This is a genomic window from Mucilaginibacter agri (genome assembly GCF_009928685.1).
Classification (GTDB): domain Bacteria; phylum Bacteroidota; class Bacteroidia; order Sphingobacteriales; family Sphingobacteriaceae; genus Mucilaginibacter; species Mucilaginibacter agri.
The window spans coordinates 37,673-54,813 of sequence record NZ_WWEO01000036.1 but is presented as its reverse complement, the minus strand read 5'-3'; the positions used below and the strand labels follow the sequence as shown (position 1 = coordinate 54,813).

Annotated in this window: 17 protein-coding genes; 6 read left to right on the top strand and 11 right to left on the bottom strand. The window is 43.0% G+C overall.

Annotated features, from left to right (window positions below):
* The first annotated feature begins 25 nt into the window (after nucleotides 1–25).
* Nucleotides 26–619: a hypothetical protein gene (locus tag GSY63_RS02420; protein WP_208094443.1), complete on the top strand. Its 594-nt coding sequence runs from the start codon at nucleotides 26–28 to the stop codon at nucleotides 617–619.
* Nucleotides 620–630: 11 nt separating this feature from the next.
* Here the strand turns inward: GSY63_RS02420 and folP are convergent, their stop codons facing one another.
* Entirely contained in the window at nucleotides 631–1,482 is an 852-nt protein-coding gene (gene folP / locus GSY63_RS02415) for a dihydropteroate synthase (RefSeq protein ID WP_317168529.1), read from the bottom strand.
* A 157-nt stretch (nucleotides 1,483–1,639) separates the two neighbouring features.
* On the opposite strand from folP, the gene GSY63_RS02410 reads away from it, so the two are divergent.
* Genes GSY63_RS02410 through GSY63_RS02400 form a run of 3 tightly spaced genes read left to right on the top strand, consistent with a single transcriptional unit; the run spans nucleotide 1,640 to nucleotide 3,827 of the window.
* Nucleotides 1,640–2,182: a DUF1599 domain-containing protein gene (locus GSY63_RS02410; RefSeq protein ID WP_166584274.1), complete on the top strand. Its 543-nt coding sequence runs from the start codon at nucleotides 1,640–1,642 to the stop codon at nucleotides 2,180–2,182.
* The gene (locus tag GSY63_RS02405; RefSeq protein ID WP_166584226.1) at nucleotides 2,179–3,327 is read left to right on the top strand and encodes a BT_3928 family protein; all 1,149 of its coding nucleotides are present in this window, start codon (nucleotides 2,179–2,181) and stop codon (nucleotides 3,325–3,327) included. The genes GSY63_RS02410 and GSY63_RS02405 overlap by 4 nt, the downstream gene beginning before the upstream one ends.
* Entirely contained in the window at nucleotides 3,324–3,827 is a 504-nt protein-coding gene (locus GSY63_RS02400; RefSeq protein WP_166584225.1) for a shikimate kinase, read from the top strand. The genes GSY63_RS02405 and GSY63_RS02400 overlap by 4 nt, the downstream gene beginning before the upstream one ends.
* On the opposite strand, the gene GSY63_RS02395 is transcribed toward GSY63_RS02400, so the two are convergent.
* The 10 genes from GSY63_RS02395 to GSY63_RS02350 form a co-directional block, all read right to left on the bottom strand.
* Complete coding sequence (locus GSY63_RS02395; RefSeq protein ID WP_166584224.1) at nucleotides 3,824–4,441, bottom strand: hypothetical protein; 618 nt, start codon at nucleotides 4,439–4,441, stop codon at nucleotides 3,824–3,826. The two genes, GSY63_RS02400 and GSY63_RS02395, sit on opposite strands and share 4 nt — an antisense overlap.
* Before the next feature lie 112 nt (nucleotides 4,442–4,553).
* Entirely contained in the window at nucleotides 4,554–5,063 is a 510-nt protein-coding gene (locus tag GSY63_RS02390; RefSeq protein ID WP_166584223.1) for a phosphoribosyltransferase family protein, read from the bottom strand.
* A gap of 26 nt (nucleotides 5,064–5,089) precedes the next feature.
* A complete protein-coding gene (locus GSY63_RS02385; protein WP_166584222.1) occupies nucleotides 5,090–5,479 on the bottom strand; it encodes a hypothetical protein in 390 nt (129 codons plus the stop codon).
* A gap of 141 nt (nucleotides 5,480–5,620) precedes the next feature.
* Nucleotides 5,621–7,027 (bottom strand): 23S rRNA (uracil(1939)-C(5))-methyltransferase RlmD, encoded by a 1,407-nt coding sequence (rlmD, locus tag GSY63_RS02380; protein ID WP_166584221.1) that lies wholly within the window; start codon nucleotides 7,025–7,027, stop codon nucleotides 5,621–5,623.
* A 295-nt stretch (nucleotides 7,028–7,322) separates the two neighbouring features.
* A complete protein-coding gene (locus GSY63_RS02375; protein ID WP_166584220.1) occupies nucleotides 7,323–7,583 on the bottom strand; it encodes a hypothetical protein in 261 nt (86 codons plus the stop codon).
* Nucleotides 7,584–7,768: 185 nt separating this feature from the next.
* A complete protein-coding gene (locus tag GSY63_RS02370) occupies nucleotides 7,769–8,350 on the bottom strand; it encodes a TetR/AcrR family transcriptional regulator (protein WP_166584219.1) in 582 nt (193 codons plus the stop codon).
* 3 nt (nucleotides 8,351–8,353) lie between these two features.
* Nucleotides 8,354–8,773 carry a Rieske (2Fe-2S) protein gene (locus GSY63_RS02365; protein ID WP_166584218.1) on the bottom strand — a complete coding sequence of 140 codons (420 nt, stop codon included), beginning with the start codon at nucleotides 8,771–8,773 and terminating at the stop codon, nucleotides 8,354–8,356.
* On the bottom strand, nucleotides 8,770–9,807 hold the full coding sequence (pheS, locus tag GSY63_RS02360; protein WP_208094442.1) for a phenylalanine--tRNA ligase subunit alpha: 1,038 nt from the start codon (nucleotides 9,805–9,807) through the stop codon (nucleotides 8,770–8,772). The genes GSY63_RS02365 and pheS overlap by 4 nt, the downstream gene beginning before the upstream one ends.
* A gap of 61 nt (nucleotides 9,808–9,868) precedes the next feature.
* Nucleotides 9,869–11,059 (bottom strand): glycine C-acetyltransferase, encoded by a 1,191-nt coding sequence (gene kbl, locus GSY63_RS02355; protein ID WP_166584217.1) that lies wholly within the window; start codon nucleotides 11,057–11,059, stop codon nucleotides 9,869–9,871.
* Nucleotides 11,060–11,183: 124 nt separating this feature from the next.
* A complete protein-coding gene (locus GSY63_RS02350; protein ID WP_166584216.1) occupies nucleotides 11,184–12,704 on the bottom strand; it encodes an alpha/beta hydrolase-fold protein in 1,521 nt (506 codons plus the stop codon).
* A gap of 213 nt (nucleotides 12,705–12,917) precedes the next feature.
* Between GSY63_RS02350 and trhO the strand changes: the two genes are divergently transcribed.
* Both trhO and GSY63_RS02340 read left to right on the top strand, forming a co-directional pair.
* Nucleotides 12,918–13,874 (top strand): oxygen-dependent tRNA uridine(34) hydroxylase TrhO, encoded by a 957-nt coding sequence (gene trhO, locus GSY63_RS02345; protein ID WP_166584215.1) that lies wholly within the window; start codon nucleotides 12,918–12,920, stop codon nucleotides 13,872–13,874.
* Between the two features lie 227 nt (nucleotides 13,875–14,101).
* The gene (locus tag GSY63_RS02340) at nucleotides 14,102–17,137 is read left to right on the top strand and encodes a SusC/RagA family TonB-linked outer membrane protein (RefSeq protein ID WP_166584214.1); all 3,036 of its coding nucleotides are present in this window, start codon (nucleotides 14,102–14,104) and stop codon (nucleotides 17,135–17,137) included.
* Nucleotides 17,138–17,141 lie beyond the last annotated feature (4 nt).

Sequence of the window (17,141 nt, the reverse complement as noted above, 5' to 3'; positions counted from 1 at the left end):
GGCCTTAATGCGTATTTTCAGGGCCATGAAAAGAATATTACTGCTTTTGATATTTTCATTATGCAGCTGTACTGTTTTTTCACAAATAGTTATCCCTGATTTCGTTAGTAATTTAAGGTACACCAGCCACATGGATACGGTGTTGCGCAACCATGTCAAAGATTTTGATATGATTATTGCGCTGCGTACCCATTACAACTGGAAATACGATTCTGACTACCATTTATTAGTCTGCAAGAATGGGAAGTGGCAAAAAATGAACTTTCACAACAAGGAGGGGAGCCTTGCCAAATATGATCCACCTGTACCAGTTCCTGATAAATATAAAGCGGAGAGTGATACGCTGATTTCCAGACTGGTTACTAATAATTTATTCGCCATTGATGACGACGAGGTATATCCCACCTGCACGGAGGTAGACACCGTAGTTAACGGAAAGCATCATAAATTTCCAATAGGTATTGATAATGCCGCGGGCTATTCTATCTGGATCATCAGGAAAGATAAATCGCGCTTATTATATTACTACGCGCCCGAATACTATAATAAATATTGCTCGCCTTATTGGGACAGGCGTAACGCTATCGATATAATTAACTTAATGACCAAGAACTGGTAGGTAGATGCGTTCTATTTCAACATTTGATAAATATTAACGGCCTCAACGGCTTCCTTTACATCATGTACCCGCAAAATATTTGCGCCCTTTGTTAAAGCAATGGTGTTTATAACAGTAGTGCCGTTAAGCGCGTTGGCAGCTTCACCGCCCGTTAAGTGGTAAATCATCCGCTTGCGCGATACGCCGACCAATACCGGTAAACCCAGCATATCAAAATCCTGCATGCGGTTAAGCAGCTCGTAACTTTGTTCTGTTTTTTTGGCGAAGCCGAAACCGGGGTCCAGGACTACATCGTGTACGCCTAATCGTTTCAGTTCGGCGTATTTTTGTTGCAGGTAGTCAAAAACATCTGTGAAAATATCGTTGTAATCCGTCAGCTGCGTCATAGTTGTGGGGGTACCGCGCATGTGCATCAGAATGTAGGGTACCTGCAAGCGGGCCGCGGTTTCAAACATTTGTTCATCGAGTTGTCCGCCAGAAATATCGTTTATAATATGCGCCCCACCTTTAACGGCAGCATCGGCAACCGATGCCCGAAAGGTATCTATCGACATTATGGCTTCTGGGAATGCTTGTGCAATGGCTTCAACCGCAGGTAAAAGGCGGTCTATCTCCTCTTGAGCAGAAATATCCACAGCGCCGGGGCGCGACGAGTAGGCACCAAGATCTAAAAAAGCAGCACCATCGGCCAACATCTTTTCGGCTTGTTGCAGAGCGTCAGTGACTTGGGGCTTACGGCTTTGGCTGTAGAAAGAATCGGGCGTGAGGTTGATGATGCCCATTACCTTTGGGGTACTCAGATCAATCAGTGTTCCCTTAGCATTCAGGGTTGTCTTTTTCTGAAAATATGTATCTTTAGCCACGATGATTTTGGATGCTTGTTACTAGATATTGCAAAGTTAAACCAATATTTGAGATAGCATTAAGATCATGCATGCGACACTTTTTCCTAAAAGGCAATATGGAGCTAATCATCCTGCAATCGCATCAATCATTAAAACTTAATTTTTTAACACTACCATTTTGAGTAATACAGCAGCAGAGTACGACGCAGTTATTAATGTATGTAAGGGCCTTTTTATGAAAAAAACCCGCGATTATGGCACTGCATGGCGTATTTTAAGACCATCATCAATAACCGACCAGATATTTATTAAAGCGCAGCGTATCCGTACGCTCGAAGAAAAAAAGGTATCTAAAGTGGGCGATGATATTTTGGGCGAATATATTGGTATTGTTAATTACTGCGTTATAGCCCTGATGCAATTAGAGTGCGGTAACGAAACACCCACAGAGCTTGTACCCGAGCACGTAGAACGAATGTTTGATGCTAAGGTACTGGACACTAAGAACCTCATGTTTGCCAAAAACCATGATTACGGCGAAGCATGGCGTGATATGCGCATCAGCTCGTTAACAGATTTGATATTGATGAAGATATTGCGTGTAAAGCAAATAGAAGATAACAAAGGCCAGACCGTAGCCTCTGAAGGGGTGGCAGCTAACTACCAGGATATGCTGAATTATGCTGTTTTTGCACTCATTAAACTGGATGTAAAATGAAGGCATTAGTATGGTTTTGCCGCATAGCCGTTGGTTTACTCTTTATATTTTCGGGACTGATTAAAGCTAACGACCCGCTTGGGTTCAGCTATAAATTGCAGGAATACTTCGAGGTATTTCACATGATGTTTTTAAACCCGTTGGCTTTAACTATTGCTATCACGTTATGTGCTATAGAAATGCTGCTGGGTTTTGCGCTGTTAATCGGCACACATGCCGTTAAGGTTGCCTGGGGATTATTATTGCTGATTATCTTTTTCGGCTTTTTAACCTTTTACTCGGCCTTTTTTAAAGTGGTACAAACATGTGGTTGCTTTGGCGATGCCATTCCGCTTACGCCCTGGCAGTCGTTTAGTAAAGACATGGTATTACTGGCCTTGGTGCTGGTGATATTTATGAAACGCCGCACTATTATGCCATTATTTAGTCCATCAGTGGGTAACAGCCTGTTTTTGGGTGCAGTTGTGTTTTCATTTGGCTTCGGTTTATATACTTATAACTTTTTACCGGTGATAGATTTTCTGCCTTATAAGGTAGGAGCTAACCTGCCCGATGAAATGAAAACGCCTCCGGGTGCAATGCCCGATGAATTTGAGATCACTTATCAGCTTAAAAATAAAACAAACAACGCCACCAAGGTAATGACCGATAAGGAATATATGAAATCGGGTATCTGGAAAGATAGCAACTGGGAAGTGGTGGGTGAACCCCAATCTCGCCTAGTTAAAAAAGGTTTCGAACCCAAAATACGCGACCTGGCTATACAGGATGCTTCGGGTACTAATTATACGCAGGAGTTACTGTCTAACCCGTTCTATAATCTCATCATTGTAGCTTATGATTTAGGCCATACCGACGAGCAGGCCATTGGCCGTATCAATGCATTAGCCGCTAACCTTACCGATAATTATAATATTCGCACGGTATTGGTAACTTCAAACTCACCTGCTGATGCAACAGCTTTCGCTAAGAAACATCACTTGATATCAGAGATCTATTATGCCGATGGCGTTCCGTTGAAAACCATAGTAAGATCTAATCCCGGTGTGTTATTGATGAAGGGCGGAACCGTAGTTGCCAAATGGCACTACCACAGTCTGCCCAAGTACGACGACGTTGTTAAAACTTATTTACGCCAGCAATGAAGATCTTTTTAGTTGGTTTTATGGGTTGCGGTAAATCAACCCTTGGCCGAAGGTTAGCGGCCAGACTGGGCTATAAGTTTGTGGATCTCGATGAGCTTTTCGAGCAAAAAGAAGGCACAACAATCGCTAATTATTTTGTTAGCCATGGCGAAGAAGCCTTCCGCAAAGAAGAGTCGAACATTTTAAAATACACAGATTTTTCAGAGCAGACTATTATCTCTACAGGCGGTGGCCTGCCTTGCTATTTCGACCACATGGATTGGATGAATGCCAATGGTAAGGTGATCTATATCCAGATGCCACCCAAAGCCCTCGCTAACCGTTTAGAACATGGTAAGGAAGAGCGCCCGCTACTGCACGGCAAGCACGGTGATGACTTAGTTGCCTTTATAGCCGACAAACTCGCCGAACGCGAAACACACTATCTTAAAGCTGGTATTATTGCAGACGGCCTAAGCCTTACCGCTGAAAAGTTGGAAGAGATTTTGGCTAGTAGTTAAAAGACCATTTTGCCATTAGCATATCTAAACTTAAATGTGCTTTTGCCATCCTCATATTTTAATGCATCATAGTAAAACGGACGGCCATCCATATTGATTGTTAGTTTAATAGTGTCGGGTAGATTATGATTTCTTATTCTGAAATTTTTACCTGCTAATAAATTTAACTTAGCGAAATCTAAGCTATCTGAAATTCCCTTTTTGATTTTTAAAATGCCTGAACTATCTGTATGAAATTTTTCAAATTCATCACGGGTAAAATCAGCGTCTGAGTTTAATAAAAACCCGTATTCGTTTTTATAGGTGTATCCAGGTTGATTATTGAATGGTTCTATTAAAAAGTTTTCAATTGGTTTATGCCCTTTATCCAGGATAATGAAGGTTGTCTCGGCTTTGTTGTTGTACTTACTACAATAAACGTGAAAAGCTATATTGGTCGGGCTCTTTTCAAAAGAACTTACCTCAATGCTGTCCTTTGTAAGATGCCAGTTTCCTAAACTCGATTCAGCTCGCCCTTCGCAATTTCCTTCGAATGTAAATGTCGAATCGTCGTGTAAGAAATAACCCCAAGGGCAAAAATGATTGTACGGTCCATAATGGAATTTCCCCTTCACGGCTTTGCCATTGTACACCGGCTGAAAAACCTTGTTAATTTGATTGGTATCAGGCGTATTACAAGATGATATGCCGCCACTTACCAGTAAGAGTAAGAATATTTTAACAGGACTATCCCAACCAAACCGCATCGTTCTCGCCGCTTTCGGTTAGCTGTACATCAACGTGCTCGTTCAATAGCGTCGATAACGCAATGCCTGAATAATCTGTAGTAACCGGGAAGCTTTTGTGGTTGCGATCTACCAATACCACGGTGCGCAGTTTTTTAAGCGGCACATCTAAAAACACACCGAAACCGTAAGCCAGCGTTTTGCCGCTGTTCATTACGTCGTCAACCAGTATCACTACTTTGTTGGTACATTCTTCAATTGGGGTATCCAGTTTGAAGTTAAGGTTGCTGATATGTTTTTGCAGCTCAATGTTAATGAGCTTGCTTTTAAACGGGGCAATGGTATCCAGTATGGCTTTAAGCCTGATAGCAATGTTAGAGCCCTGCGGTAAAATACCCGCAATAACGATCTCTTGTTCCTCAAAATTGTCTTCGAGTATCTGATAAGCAATACGATCTATTTTCTGTTGTATTTGCTTTGGATCAAGTATTTGCAGTCTTTTTTCTGACATATCTTTATGGATAACCGAAACTACTATTATTCTTTTGAATATGGAAAAAATACAAAATTAGCCCCCTCAGGTACAATTACGAAAATGCACATAAAGTCGTCGGGGTTTTTGTAGTTATCGATAAAACGTTGCTTTAGTTCTTTTTTTATTACACCGCGTTCAACAAATTCTTCGAGTGTTGATGCGTTTATGCTCCATTCGGTATTCAGGTCTACTTTGTTCAGAATTTCCTCACCAAGTTTAACTTCGTGCTGGTGCGCTACAAATATGGGATATAGCGAAAGTCCTTCTACCATAATCTCTACCGCAACCTCGCGCATCGATTCGCTGAATAGTTTCAGGTCAACCTCAAGGCTTTTAAGTGGGCTTTCCTTTTTCGGCTGAGCGCCCTCGTTTAATAATTCTTCCGGATCCATTTGATCAAATGTTTTTATTTCTAAAACCAATATTTGTCGTTCTGAGCGTTAGTGAAGAATCTTCTTCATTATGAACAGCAGCTGCACAGGGCGAAGAAGGTCCTTCGCTGTCGCTCTGGATGACAAAACGGTCCTATTCTTCTATTTCCTTAACTGCAACAACATCACATTCTCCACGTGCTGGGTATGCGGAAACATATCCACCGGTTGAATTTTAATGGTGTCATATTTTTCTTTCAATATCAGCATATCCCGTGCCTGTGTGGCAGGGTTACAGCTTACGTATACAATTTTCTCGGCTTCGATCTCCATCAGGCGGGCAACTACATCGGCGTGCATACCTGCGCGTGGTGGGTCGGTAATGATAACATCTGGTTTGCCGTGGGTTTGCACAAATTCAGCATTCAGCACATCCTTCATATCACCCGCATAAAAGTCGGTATTGGTGATGTTGTTGATCTGCGAATTGATCTTGGCATCTTCAATAGCCGAAGGCACATATTCAACCCCAACTACTTTGTTTACATGTTTGGCCACAAAGTTGGCAATGGTGCCTGCGCCGGTGTATAAATCGTAAACCAGTTCGCTGCCGGTAAAACCTGCAAAATCGCGGGTTATCTCATATAGTTTTTTGGCCTGGATGGCATTGGTCTGGTAAAAAGATTTAGGCCCTATACGGAACCTGATCTCGTCCATTCCCTCGTGAATATACTGCGGACCTTTCCAACTGATCACTTCCTGATCGAAGAACGTATCATTCTTCTTTTGGTTGATGATATATAATAACGAAGTAATCTCCGGGAAACCCTGCTCCACGAAATCCATTACCAATTTAACCTGCTCCTCGCTTGGATAGGCAAATATCACAATAACCATCAACTCACCGGTTGACGAGGTGCGGATCACCAGGTTACGCAATGCGCCTTCGTGGTTCTTGAGGTTATAAAAACTGATGTTGTTTTGCTTGGCAAAATCGCGCAGGCTAAGGCGCAACTCGTTCGATGGATCGGCCTGTAAATAGCAATGGTTAATATCCAATATCTTATCAAACCTGCCGGGAATGTGGAAACCAAGGGCATTCATATCCAAGGTTTCGTTATCACGGTTCTCGCCCTCGTTAAGCCAGCGTTTGTCTGAGAAGGTATATTCTAACTTGTTACGATAGTATTTGTCTTCTGGCGAGCCTACAATGGGCATAATGTCGCTAACATCCAGCTTGGCTAAACGGCCAAGCGCATCGGCGACTGTTTTTTGTTTAAACTGCAGTTGAGCAGGGTAGGTCATGTGTTGCCATTTGCAGCCGCCACATGTACCAAAGTGCTCGCAGAAAGGAGTGGTGCGGTATTCGGAAGGGGTTACGATTGTCTTGATGCGGGCCTCACCGAAGTTTTTCTTTTTACGGTAAATTTCTACATCAACAACATCGCCGGGTACGGCTTTCTCAATAAAAAGCACCAGGTCATCGGCTTTGCCAACGCCTTTACCCTCTTCGGCAATATCAATTACACTAACGCTTTCTACCAGTTTATAATTCGCAGTCTTATTCATCAGGCTGCAAAGTTAACCCAATTATTTAAAACGTTAAATGTAAAAACCGTTGCCCGCAGTGTAAACTAGGCGAAGATTGCTATAAAGAAAACCCAGAAGCTATTGGTGGCTACGTCAGACAGGTCGAACTGTTCATCAATCTGTGCTGAAAAATCATTTAATTCCCGGCTCATGATGTAAAAATTTATTATGCTAACATAGTAATTTTTATACCGAAAACCAAATTGGTATAGTGTTAATTTTTTGTTAAAAAAAGCAGGCCCGCAGGGCCTGCTTTGCATTGCTGAATAGAAAACTACTTCATAAAGAAATAGAGAACAATAACGGCCAATATTTGCAAACAAACTGCTATTGAAAACCTTTTGAGTCCCTCTATTTTGGAAGGCATAAATGCGTAAGCAGCAAAGGATAGCAGATATATGGCGATTGCCATCCCTCCAACTACTACAAGATTCGGGCCTTCGGGATCATTAAAAAAGAAGAACAATGTTCGGGAGCAAACGATAGCTGTAGCGCCCAAAAGCACTAACGAAAGCTTTTTTGAATTAAAGTCCATTTTGTGATTTTATTGTAAATGACTGATAATTAATGATTCAATTTTAAATAGGTTCGTTGGGTAGGGCCACACTGAAATCTAACTTGTTATTCGGCGTAATAGAATTTTCAATTTGATACTTTAAAAGTACTTTGCAATACAAAGTAACTGAATGCAAATTAATAATCCAAACAGATTGGAAAAAATTAAACCGTAATGGCTGCTTTTACTAAATAAGGAAGAATCTCTTTTTGGAAGGATACAAAGTTTTTACGCACGTCGGCATCACTAACCGAAGTAAATGCAAAGCTAAATACAATGCTCTTGCTGCATTTAATAAGGAAGCGTAGGCGCTGGTGATAACTTTCCATTTTGCGCATACCGCTCAGTTTGGTAAACGAGCTTAATAGCAATTCTTCCAGTTCGTTAGAGAGGTTTTTGAGGAATTCCTGCGAGTTGGTTGATTCGCGAATAAAGTCCCAGCCAATAAACTCGTTGCAAATGGTGTACGATAGACGACTTGTTTTAAGAATTAAGTTGGTGAGGTGCGCTTCCTCATCCATTTGGTGGCTGTCGCTATTGATCAATTCGTCCACACTTACCTTAATATAGTCCATCAGCAAGGCATGCAAAATTTGCTCCTTGCTGTCGAAGTATTTGTAAATGGTGGCTTTAGCTATTTTAGCCCGCTTGGCAATTTCGTTTACGCTGGTTTTGTGATAACCGAATTTGCGGAACAACTCCTGCGCAGCCCGCTTAATGCTTTCTTTTATTTTATCGGCTTCCATGTATCAATTAGACACAAATATGGTAAAATTATTCACAGATACCAGATACGCCCGTAATGAACGTGATGCAGGAGCTTTTACAGGCGAGCCATCGGCCAGCGAAAATTTAGAACCACTGCATGGATCAACCGCCTGAAAGCCGGTATCGTCTATATTAACAGCGCATTTCTTTTCGGGCTCGTAGCTGCTGCAACGGTCATAGGCATGGTAGCTGCCATCCGCGCTATGGTATAGCACTAAACCTGCTACACCATAGCCGCTTACCGTTACCGCACCGCCAATGCTGTTAAGCTTGCTTAACCGGGGATCTGATAATGGCGCCTGAAAATTTACGGCAACGTAAGGTATGGTAGATTGGTTATCCTTTCCGCACGAAACAAAACACAACATGCCAATCAACAGCATACCTAAGCGATACCTCATATCATTTCTGTTTTAAATTGCTTTAAGAAACGTACATCATTCTCAGAGAATAAACGCAGATCTTTAATCACATATTTTAGGTTGGTGATACGCTCTACACCCATACCGAAGGCAAAGCCGGTATATTTTTTACTGTCGATACCGCAGTTTTCCAAAACGTTAGGATCAACCATGCCGCAGCCTAAAATCTCAACCCAACCCGAGTGTTTACACATGTTACAACCGGCACCTTTACAAATGGTACAAGAGATATCCATCTCTGCAGATGGCTCGGTGAATGGGAAATATGACGGGCGGAAACGTACCTTGGTACCTTCGCCGTATAGTTCCTGTACGAAGTGGTAAAGCGTTTGCTTCAGGTCGGCAAAAGAAACGTTTTCGTCGATGTACAAACCCTCTATCTGGTGGAAAAAGCAATGGGCACGTGCCGAAATAGCCTCGTTACGGTAAACGCGGCCAGGCATAAGTGCGCGGAACGGTGGTTTACCGTTCTCCATCATACGCACCTGTACCGAAGAGGTGTGGGTACGCAAGGCGATATCATCCTTACCACTATTCTTTTTAATGAAGAAAGTATCCTGCATATCACGCGCCGGGTGCTCATCCGGGAAGTTAAGGGCTGAGAAGTTGTGCCAGTCGTCCTCAATTTCGGGGCCTTCGGCCACAACGAAACCTAAACGTTTAAATATATCAACGATCTCGCTTTGCACCAACGATAGCGGGTGGCGCGAACCCACCTCGAAACCATTACCTGGTAAAGTAAGGTCTTGTTGCTGTCCGTTATTGGTTGTCTGTTGTCCGTCTAAAGTTTCTTTTAGCTCTGCATACTTAGCTTCGGCCATTTGCTTAAACTGGTTAAGCACTTTACCAAACACACGTTTTTCTTCGGGGCCAACGCTTTTAAATTGTTCAAAAAGGTCCTTAATAAGTCCCTTGGTACCTAAATATTTTATCCGAAAGGCTTCCAGCTCATCTGCGTTAGCAGGGTTAAAAGCCTCAATATCGGCAGTATATTGGTTGATCTGATCTTGCATTATATCTTTTTATTCTGAAGCGCATTTGTGCTTCGGCTACAAACCGCTAATTTACTCATAATTATTTAATCACCTCTAAGGCCTTACCTACCTTGGTAAACGCAGCAATAGCTTTATCTAAATGTTCAACATCGTGTGCTGCAGATATCTGAACGCGGATGCGTGCTTTGCCTTGCGGAACAACCGGATAGTAGAAGCCAATTACATAAATGCTTTCTTCCAGCATTTTGGCGGCAAACTCCTGGGCCAGTTTAGCATCGTATAGCATTACCGGTACAATAGGGTGTACACCTGGTTTGATGTCGAAGCCCGCCTCGGTCATTTTTTCGCGGAAGTATTTAGTGTTGCTTTCTAATTTGTCGCGCAAATCGGTGGTTTCGCTTAGCATGTTCAACACACCTATTGATGCACCTGTAATAGCTGGCGCGAGGGTATTAGAGAATAGATACGGACGAGAACGCTGACGTAACATATCGATAATCTCCTTACGACCAGATGTAAAACCACCAGATGCGCCGCCAAGGGCTTTACCCAAGGTGCCTGTGATAATGTCTATACGGCCCATTACATTGTGGTGCTCATGCGTACCGCGACCGGTTTTGCCCATAAAGCCCGAGCAATGGCTCTCGTCTATCATTACCAATGCCTTGTATTTATCGGCCAGGTCGCAAATTTTGTCTAACTGGGCTATAGTGCCGTCCATAGAGAAAGCCCCATCGGTAACGATAATACGGTGACGGAGATTTTGCGTGGCCTTCAGCTTTTCTTCCAGATCGGCCATGTCATCATGTTTGTAACGATGGCGCTGGGCTTTGCATAAACGTACACCATCTATAATAGAAGCGTGGTTCAGCTCGTCGGATATAATGGCATCCTGCTCATTGAACAGAGGTTCAAACACACCGCCATTGGCATCAAATGCCGCGGCATAAAGTATGGTATCTTCTGTGCCTAAAAAGTCAGCGATTTTAGCTTCCAGTTCTTTATGGATATCCTGTGTACCACAGATAAACCTTACCGACGACAGGCCATAACCATGTGTATCCATCACCTTTTTTGCAGCTTCGATCACTTTGGGGTGACCGGATAAGCCAAGGTAATTGTTGGCGCAAAAGTTAATTACTTCCTGGCCACCCTGTACCGTAATATCGGCACCTTGCGGCGAGGTAATAATGCGTTCTCTTTTATATAATCCGGCTTCTTCTATCTGGGCAAGTTCCTGCTGCAGTACAGGCTTCAGGGTATCGTACATAGCGTTATAATTTTGAGCAGGCAAAATTAAGCATTACTAACTATTAATAAGGTAGTGGTAATGTTTATATGATCACAAAATTGCATCAAACAGCTTTTTACAGCTGTAATACGCCTCCCCGGTATTATTTACCGTATTGGGCCGATAGCGGCAAAGGCTCTCCATCTTCATTATCGGGCGTAGCCCATAAAATTCGCAATGTAGGTGTGCCTGTTTTCTTAAAGTAGTCTAACCTGAAATTGTGAAAGCCTTTAGCAAGCGGCAATACATACGATTTAAAATTGCCGCTGCGGTGTAAGCCGTCATAGTCTATAAGCAACTTATCGTCAATATAAAGTTTAGAACCATCGTCGCTATCGATGCCGAAGATGTAATAACCTTCGGACCTGGCCTCAATTTGCCCGGATAAAACGCAGGCAAAATTTTCGTGTTTGGGCAGTTTCATCAGATCGAAATCTTTATCAGCCTTGCCCGTTTGCAACGGTTTAAGTTTTTTAAAATCGGGTAGGCGGTCCCAGTTGCCTTCGTAGTAGGCATAGCTCCAGCCACCGGGCGTAAGTCCTTTTGTTTGCGGCTTTGCAGCTAAAGTCGTACCGGCTATAAAATTGGCGGTATCTTGTTGATCATATCCCGGGCGGTTGCTCATGGCTTTAATAATCAACTTGGCGGGCTGCTGCAATGTGAGGGTTTTATTAATTATTAACGCAGACGCAGCGGTAGGCTGGCTGCCATCCGTAGTGTAACGGAGGTCCTTAACCAGGTCGCCGTTAAAATTGATCTTGATGGGTTTGTTGTTCAACATGATGCCATTCTCCGGGTGAAACTCAAAAGGTTCTTTGCTATAACCATAGTAAGTATATTTCAATCCATCATACAGAGTTCTGAATATCATCGAATTATGGGTTTCATCCTGATAGTACATTGTTTTCCAATGCAAACCGGCTGGCGCTTTTTGCTTTAATATAGAATCCATTTTAACAATACCCATACTTACGGCCGCCGGCCCTTCACGGCCGGTCATCAACATGGTAATGTCCGTAAGGTTTAGTTTGCTCAGATTTTCATCGGCCAATTTAAAAGCATAGCCGTTGTCCCACCAAAGTGCCGGATCGGCCAGCAGGTACGATTGAAACAAGCGCGGTTCTTTTATGATGGCGTACATGGTAAATATCCCTGCCAGCGAACTACCATAAAGGGTATTCATGCCGCTGGTGCGATATTTTTGATTGATGTATGGCATTAACTCATTTTTCAAAAATGCCAGATATTTTTCCGCCCCGCCCGATACCTGCGCATCATTTATATGCGTTGGCGTAAAATCGCGTTCGCGCATGTTCCGCCCATCTTTGTATAGGTTGGGTATGCTTACAATAATGTTAGATGGTATAAATTGTATTTCCAGAAAGCGATCTATATTGGTTACAATCTGTGTGTTCCACTCGCCATCGGTAACGTAGGTGGCATCGTACTTTTTAGTTGGCGCGGTGCCATAATCGGCAGGTAGCACAATTTCTAAAGGCCGTTTTTCTTGCAGCGAATTGGAGTAAATGGTATCGCGAATAATAACTGCGTTTTTTAGCTGTGCGAAAGTTGCCGATGTCGCTAACAACAACAGGCATGTAAATAAGATCGATTTGTTTTTCATAGTTTTTATGAAACTGATAGTAATGAAAGATAGTAATTATTTGTATGACAGATTGAAACGGATTTACGTTGCATGCAATTACAGATTAAGTTAAGTATGGTTACTCGGAACAGCCATTCAAAACTGTCACACATCCGATCTTTCCGATTTTCAGACTTTTTTCTTAAATTTGCGCCTCATTTAACGCTGTTTGCAGCAGCATCAATGTAAGTAATGACACAATACCAAACACTACTATACTATTGTTATTCAACAATAGCAGAGGCGGAGCAATTTGCCGCAGACCATCTTAAATTTTGTAAAAGCCTGGGCTTAACCGGCCGTATTATTGTTGCCGACGAAGGCCTTAACGGTACCGTATCGGGCGTTAAAGAAGCTTGCGAAGCCTATATGACTGCTGTGCATGCTGACGAGCGCTTTGCCAAAACCGAGTTTAAAATTGATGATGTAGACCAGCCTTCGTTTGTGAAAATGCATGTGCGCTACAAAAGCGAAATTGTGCACTCTGGCTTACGTGATCCTAACATGATTAACCCGCAGGTACAAACAGGTAAGCATTTGGAGCCGAAAGATTTTTTGGCAATGAAGGATGACGAGGATGTAGTGATCTTAGACGTGCGCTCTAATTATGAACACTCTCTAGGCCGTTTCAAAAACGCGGTTACTTTAGATATCGATAATTTCCGCGATTTCCCGGCGCAAATAAATGCACTCGCACAATACAAGGATAAAAAGATCCTGACTTATTGCACCGGTGGGATTAAGTGCGAAAAAGCTTCAGCCTTGTTACTGCATGAAGGTTTTAAAGATGTTTACCAGTTACACGGCGGTATTATTAAATACGGTAAAGAAGCAGGCGGCGAAGATTTCGAAGGCAAATGCTATGTGTTTGATAACCGTTTATCTGTTGATGTAAATTCGGTTAACCCGGTTACCGTTTCTGTTTGCTACAACTGCGGTAAGCATACCGAAAAAATGATCAATTGCGCTAATCCCGAGTGCAACGAGCATTTTACCCAATGTGATGAGTGCGGAACCACGCTTGATGGTTGCTGCAGTGAGGCCTGCCAAACGCATCCTCGCAAGCGAGAATACGATGGCACCGGCTACTACGTAAAAGTGCCGCAACCGGTAGCTCCCAAAAAAGCAAAAGTTCAGCTTGCTGAATAAGAAATACGCAATAATTTATACCGATAAATAAAAGCCTGTCAATTCACGACAGGCTTTTGTCGTATAACGGTAATTTTGAAATTTTCACAAAAAATAACCTAAACATTCCCCTCAAATTGCTGTTTCCCTAATTACTGATGGCTCTTGTTAGCTATTTAATACCCCGCCTCGCTACGTCTATTTCTTTTTTAATGCCGTCAGGTTTTTTTACTTAAACGTGTATTACTATGAAACATTCTTTTACTTTTTTATTCATGGCGCTTTTTATGTTTTTGGGGCTCAACAGCTATGCCCAAAATACTCCCATAAAAGGCAAGGTAACCGACGCCGCCACAGGCGAAACCTTGATAGGTGTATCGGTTACTATTAAGGGCACAACCAATGGAACGCAGACCGATGTTAATGGCGCATTTTCTATTAATGCGCCGGCTAACGCCACATTGGTGTTCACCTACGTTGGTTACGCATCACAAGAGAAGCCTGCCGCACAACCCCTCGATGTAAAAATGGTTGCCCAGGCGCGCGAATTGCAGCAGGTGGTTGTAATTGGTTATGGCACGCAGCGCAAGCGCGATGTTACCGGTTCTATCGGTAATGTAAGTGGAGCACAACTGGCCAAGCAACCGGTGCAAACACCTACACAGGCTTTGCAGGGTAAGGTTTCGGGTGTGCAGGTACTGTCATCTGGTCAGCCTAACTCTTCGCCCCAGGTGCGGATCCGTGGTACAGGGTCTATACTGGGCGGTGCTAACCCGCTTTATGTTGTAGATGGGGTTTTAACAAATGATATCCGTAATATAAACAACAATGATATTCTAAGCATCGACGTTTTAAAAGATGCCTCCGCCGCAATTTATGGTGTGCGTGGTGCCAATGGTGTTATTATTATCACTACCAAAAAAGGTAAGAAAGGGCCGCCGGTTATTGCGTATGATGCCAATTTCGGTTTTCGCGAAGCGGCCAATACTATTAAAATGGTCAACCGCGACCAGTATCTGGGTTACGAAACAGATGTTAACCCATCGGCTCTGGCAGCCAACGCCCCTCCGCTAACCTTTCCGGGTACCACAAATTGGTATGACGAGGTTTTGAGAAAAGGCTTCACCATGAACCATAATATTTCCCTGTCGGGCGGTGGCGATAACAATACCTACTTTGTAAGTGCCAGTTATCTGGACGATCAGGGTATCACCAAAACCAATGATTTCTCCAGATTTACCTTGCGGGCCAATAACGACGTCAATATCACCTCGAAATTGAAGTTTACCGAGCAATTATCGTTAACCCGTTCAGTAGAGAATCCCATCAGCGCTTCTAGTATTTTTGGTAACGTTTACCGGGCAGCACCTATTGTAATAGGGCAGGACGCTAACGGCTTATATGGTAATACCTCTGCCTGGGGCAACGTAGGTAACCCACTGGTGCAACTGGATAAAGCTAATAATTACACAGGGGCTAACAGGGTACAGGGCAATGTAGCTTTGGATTATGACATCCTTAAATCGTTAAAATTCCACACCGCCTTTAACGTTGATGGTGTTTGGGACAATCAGCGTAATTACTTGTATAAATTTGGTGCCGATGCCGGGACTTTCACTACAGGAGGCGGTAACCAGCGCCAGGATAATAGTTCACTATTTATCCAACAAGATAATGCCTACAATTACAACTGGGATAATACTTTAACGTATGATAAACGGTTTGACAAACACCACGTTACTGTACTGGGTGGTTACACCAGTGAAAAATTCAGGTACAGTTATATTAATGGCACGAGGCTAAATGTGCCGCCGATATCAGACCAATGGTATCTCGATCTTGGCGATCCAAGTTTATCTACCGCAATCGCAAATAATGGCGATAAGTACACCCGCCAATCGCTCATAGCCCGGGCTAATTACGACTATGGTGGCAAGTACCTTATCTCCGGATCGTTCAGACGCGACGGTAGCTCCAAGTTCTCAGAAAAGTGGGGCAACTTTTATACCGTAGGCGCGGGCTGGGTAATATCCGAAGAGGATTTTATGAAGGATCAGAAGATCTTTAATTACTTAAAACTTCGTGGTAGCTATGGCCAGTTAGGTAATGATAACATCCCTTCGAGTTTATACATCGTAACGGCTACCTCAAACCTGCCATATTATTACAGTGGGCAATTAACAGAAGGTACAGCCATTCAACAGATCAAAGATCCTAACCTGCATTGGGAAATTACCGATCAGCTGGATTTGGGTTTTGAATATGCCGTGTTGAACAACCGATTAACCGGTGAGGTAGATTATTACAAGAAAAAGGTGAAAGACGCACTAATTCAGGTGCCGCTGCCGGCAATCCTTGGTTCCAGCGATGCGGTTTATACTACCAACGCAGCATCTTTCCAAAACAGCGGCTGGGAATTTGGCTTGAAATGGAGTGACAAAATAGGTAAAGATTTCTCCTACTACGCAGGTGCTAACTTCAGTATAAATAATAATAAACTTACGGGGCTTAACGGCGGACAATATTTAACCGGTGGGGGTATTAATGGCCAATATGTAACACGTACTGATAACGGCCAGCCTATAGCCAGTTACTATGTATTGAATGCCATTGGCGTTTTCCAGAACCAGGCAGAAGTTAGCGCTGCACCGCCTAACAACCTTGGTGAGGCCAACCACGTAGGCGGTTTAAGATATGCCGATACCAACGGCGACGGTAAAATTGATGCCAACGACCGTATTTACGCAGGTTCGTACCAGCCTAAATATTACGGAGGTTTCAATTTCGGTTTTACATACACCAGTTTTGATCTTGGTGCCGATTTTTATTATAACTGGGGCAACAAGATCTATAACGGTAACAGAAATGCCCGCGCCGACCTGAGAGATAATATCGAGTCGGAATTTGCAGATGCGCGATTTACTACATCAAGACCATCGACCTCAGATCCGAACGTAATTACATCAAATACACCACCGTCAACTTACTTTATAGAATCAGGTGCTTTTTTAAGGCTTAACAACCTTACGTTGGGATATACTTTCCCTACCGATATGGTTAAAAAAGTAGGCATAGCCAAAGTGCGGGTATTCTTAACCTCACAAAACCTGTTCACTATTACCGGTTACAAAGGCATATCGCCCGAGTTGATTCCACCTACTACGCCTACCACCAATGGGTTGGTTAACGTGGTATCATCAGCAGGTATTTTGGGCTCTGGTATCGACCAATCGGTTTACCCGGTGGTGCGTACTTTCTCATTTGGTGTAAATGTTCAATTCTAATAGC

What these genes read in the sequence shown, in the direction of transcription:
- trhO (WP_166584215.1), top strand. Translation starts at nt 12,918, where the DNA reads ATGACACAATACCAAACACTACTATACTATTGTTATTCAACAATAGCA.
- rlmD (WP_166584221.1), bottom strand. Translation starts at nt 7,027, where the DNA reads ATGAATAAGACTGCGAATTATAAACTGGTAGAAAGCGTTAGTGTAATT.
- GSY63_RS02405 (WP_166584226.1), top strand. Translation starts at nt 2,179, where the DNA reads ATGAAGGCATTAGTATGGTTTTGCCGCATAGCCGTTGGTTTACTCTTT.
- GSY63_RS02340 (WP_166584214.1), top strand. Translation starts at nt 14,102, where the DNA reads ATGAAACATTCTTTTACTTTTTTATTCATGGCGCTTTTTATGTTTTTG.
- GSY63_RS02370 (WP_166584219.1), bottom strand. Translation starts at nt 8,350, where the DNA reads ATGGAAGCCGATAAAATAAAAGAAAGCATTAAGCGGGCTGCGCAGGAG.
- GSY63_RS02365 (WP_166584218.1), bottom strand. Translation starts at nt 8,773, where the DNA reads ATGAGGTATCGCTTAGGTATGCTGTTGATTGGCATGTTGTGTTTTGTT.
- GSY63_RS02385 (WP_166584222.1), bottom strand. Translation starts at nt 5,479, where the DNA reads ATGGATCCGGAAGAATTATTAAACGAGGGCGCTCAGCCGAAAAAGGAA.
- GSY63_RS02350 (WP_166584216.1), bottom strand. Translation starts at nt 12,704, where the DNA reads ATGAAAAACAAATCGATCTTATTTACATGCCTGTTGTTGTTAGCGACA.
- kbl (WP_166584217.1), bottom strand. Translation starts at nt 11,059, where the DNA reads ATGTACGATACCCTGAAGCCTGTACTGCAGCAGGAACTTGCCCAGATA.
- GSY63_RS02420 (WP_208094443.1), top strand. Translation starts at nt 26, where the DNA reads ATGAAAAGAATATTACTGCTTTTGATATTTTCATTATGCAGCTGTACT.
- GSY63_RS02390 (WP_166584223.1), bottom strand. Translation starts at nt 5,063, where the DNA reads ATGTCAGAAAAAAGACTGCAAATACTTGATCCAAAGCAAATACAACAG.
- pheS (WP_208094442.1), bottom strand. Translation starts at nt 9,807, where the DNA reads ATGCAAGATCAGATCAACCAATATACTGCCGATATTGAGGCTTTTAAC.
- GSY63_RS02400 (WP_166584225.1), top strand. Translation starts at nt 3,324, where the DNA reads ATGAAGATCTTTTTAGTTGGTTTTATGGGTTGCGGTAAATCAACCCTT.
- GSY63_RS02375 (WP_166584220.1), bottom strand. Translation starts at nt 7,583, where the DNA reads ATGGACTTTAATTCAAAAAAGCTTTCGTTAGTGCTTTTGGGCGCTACA.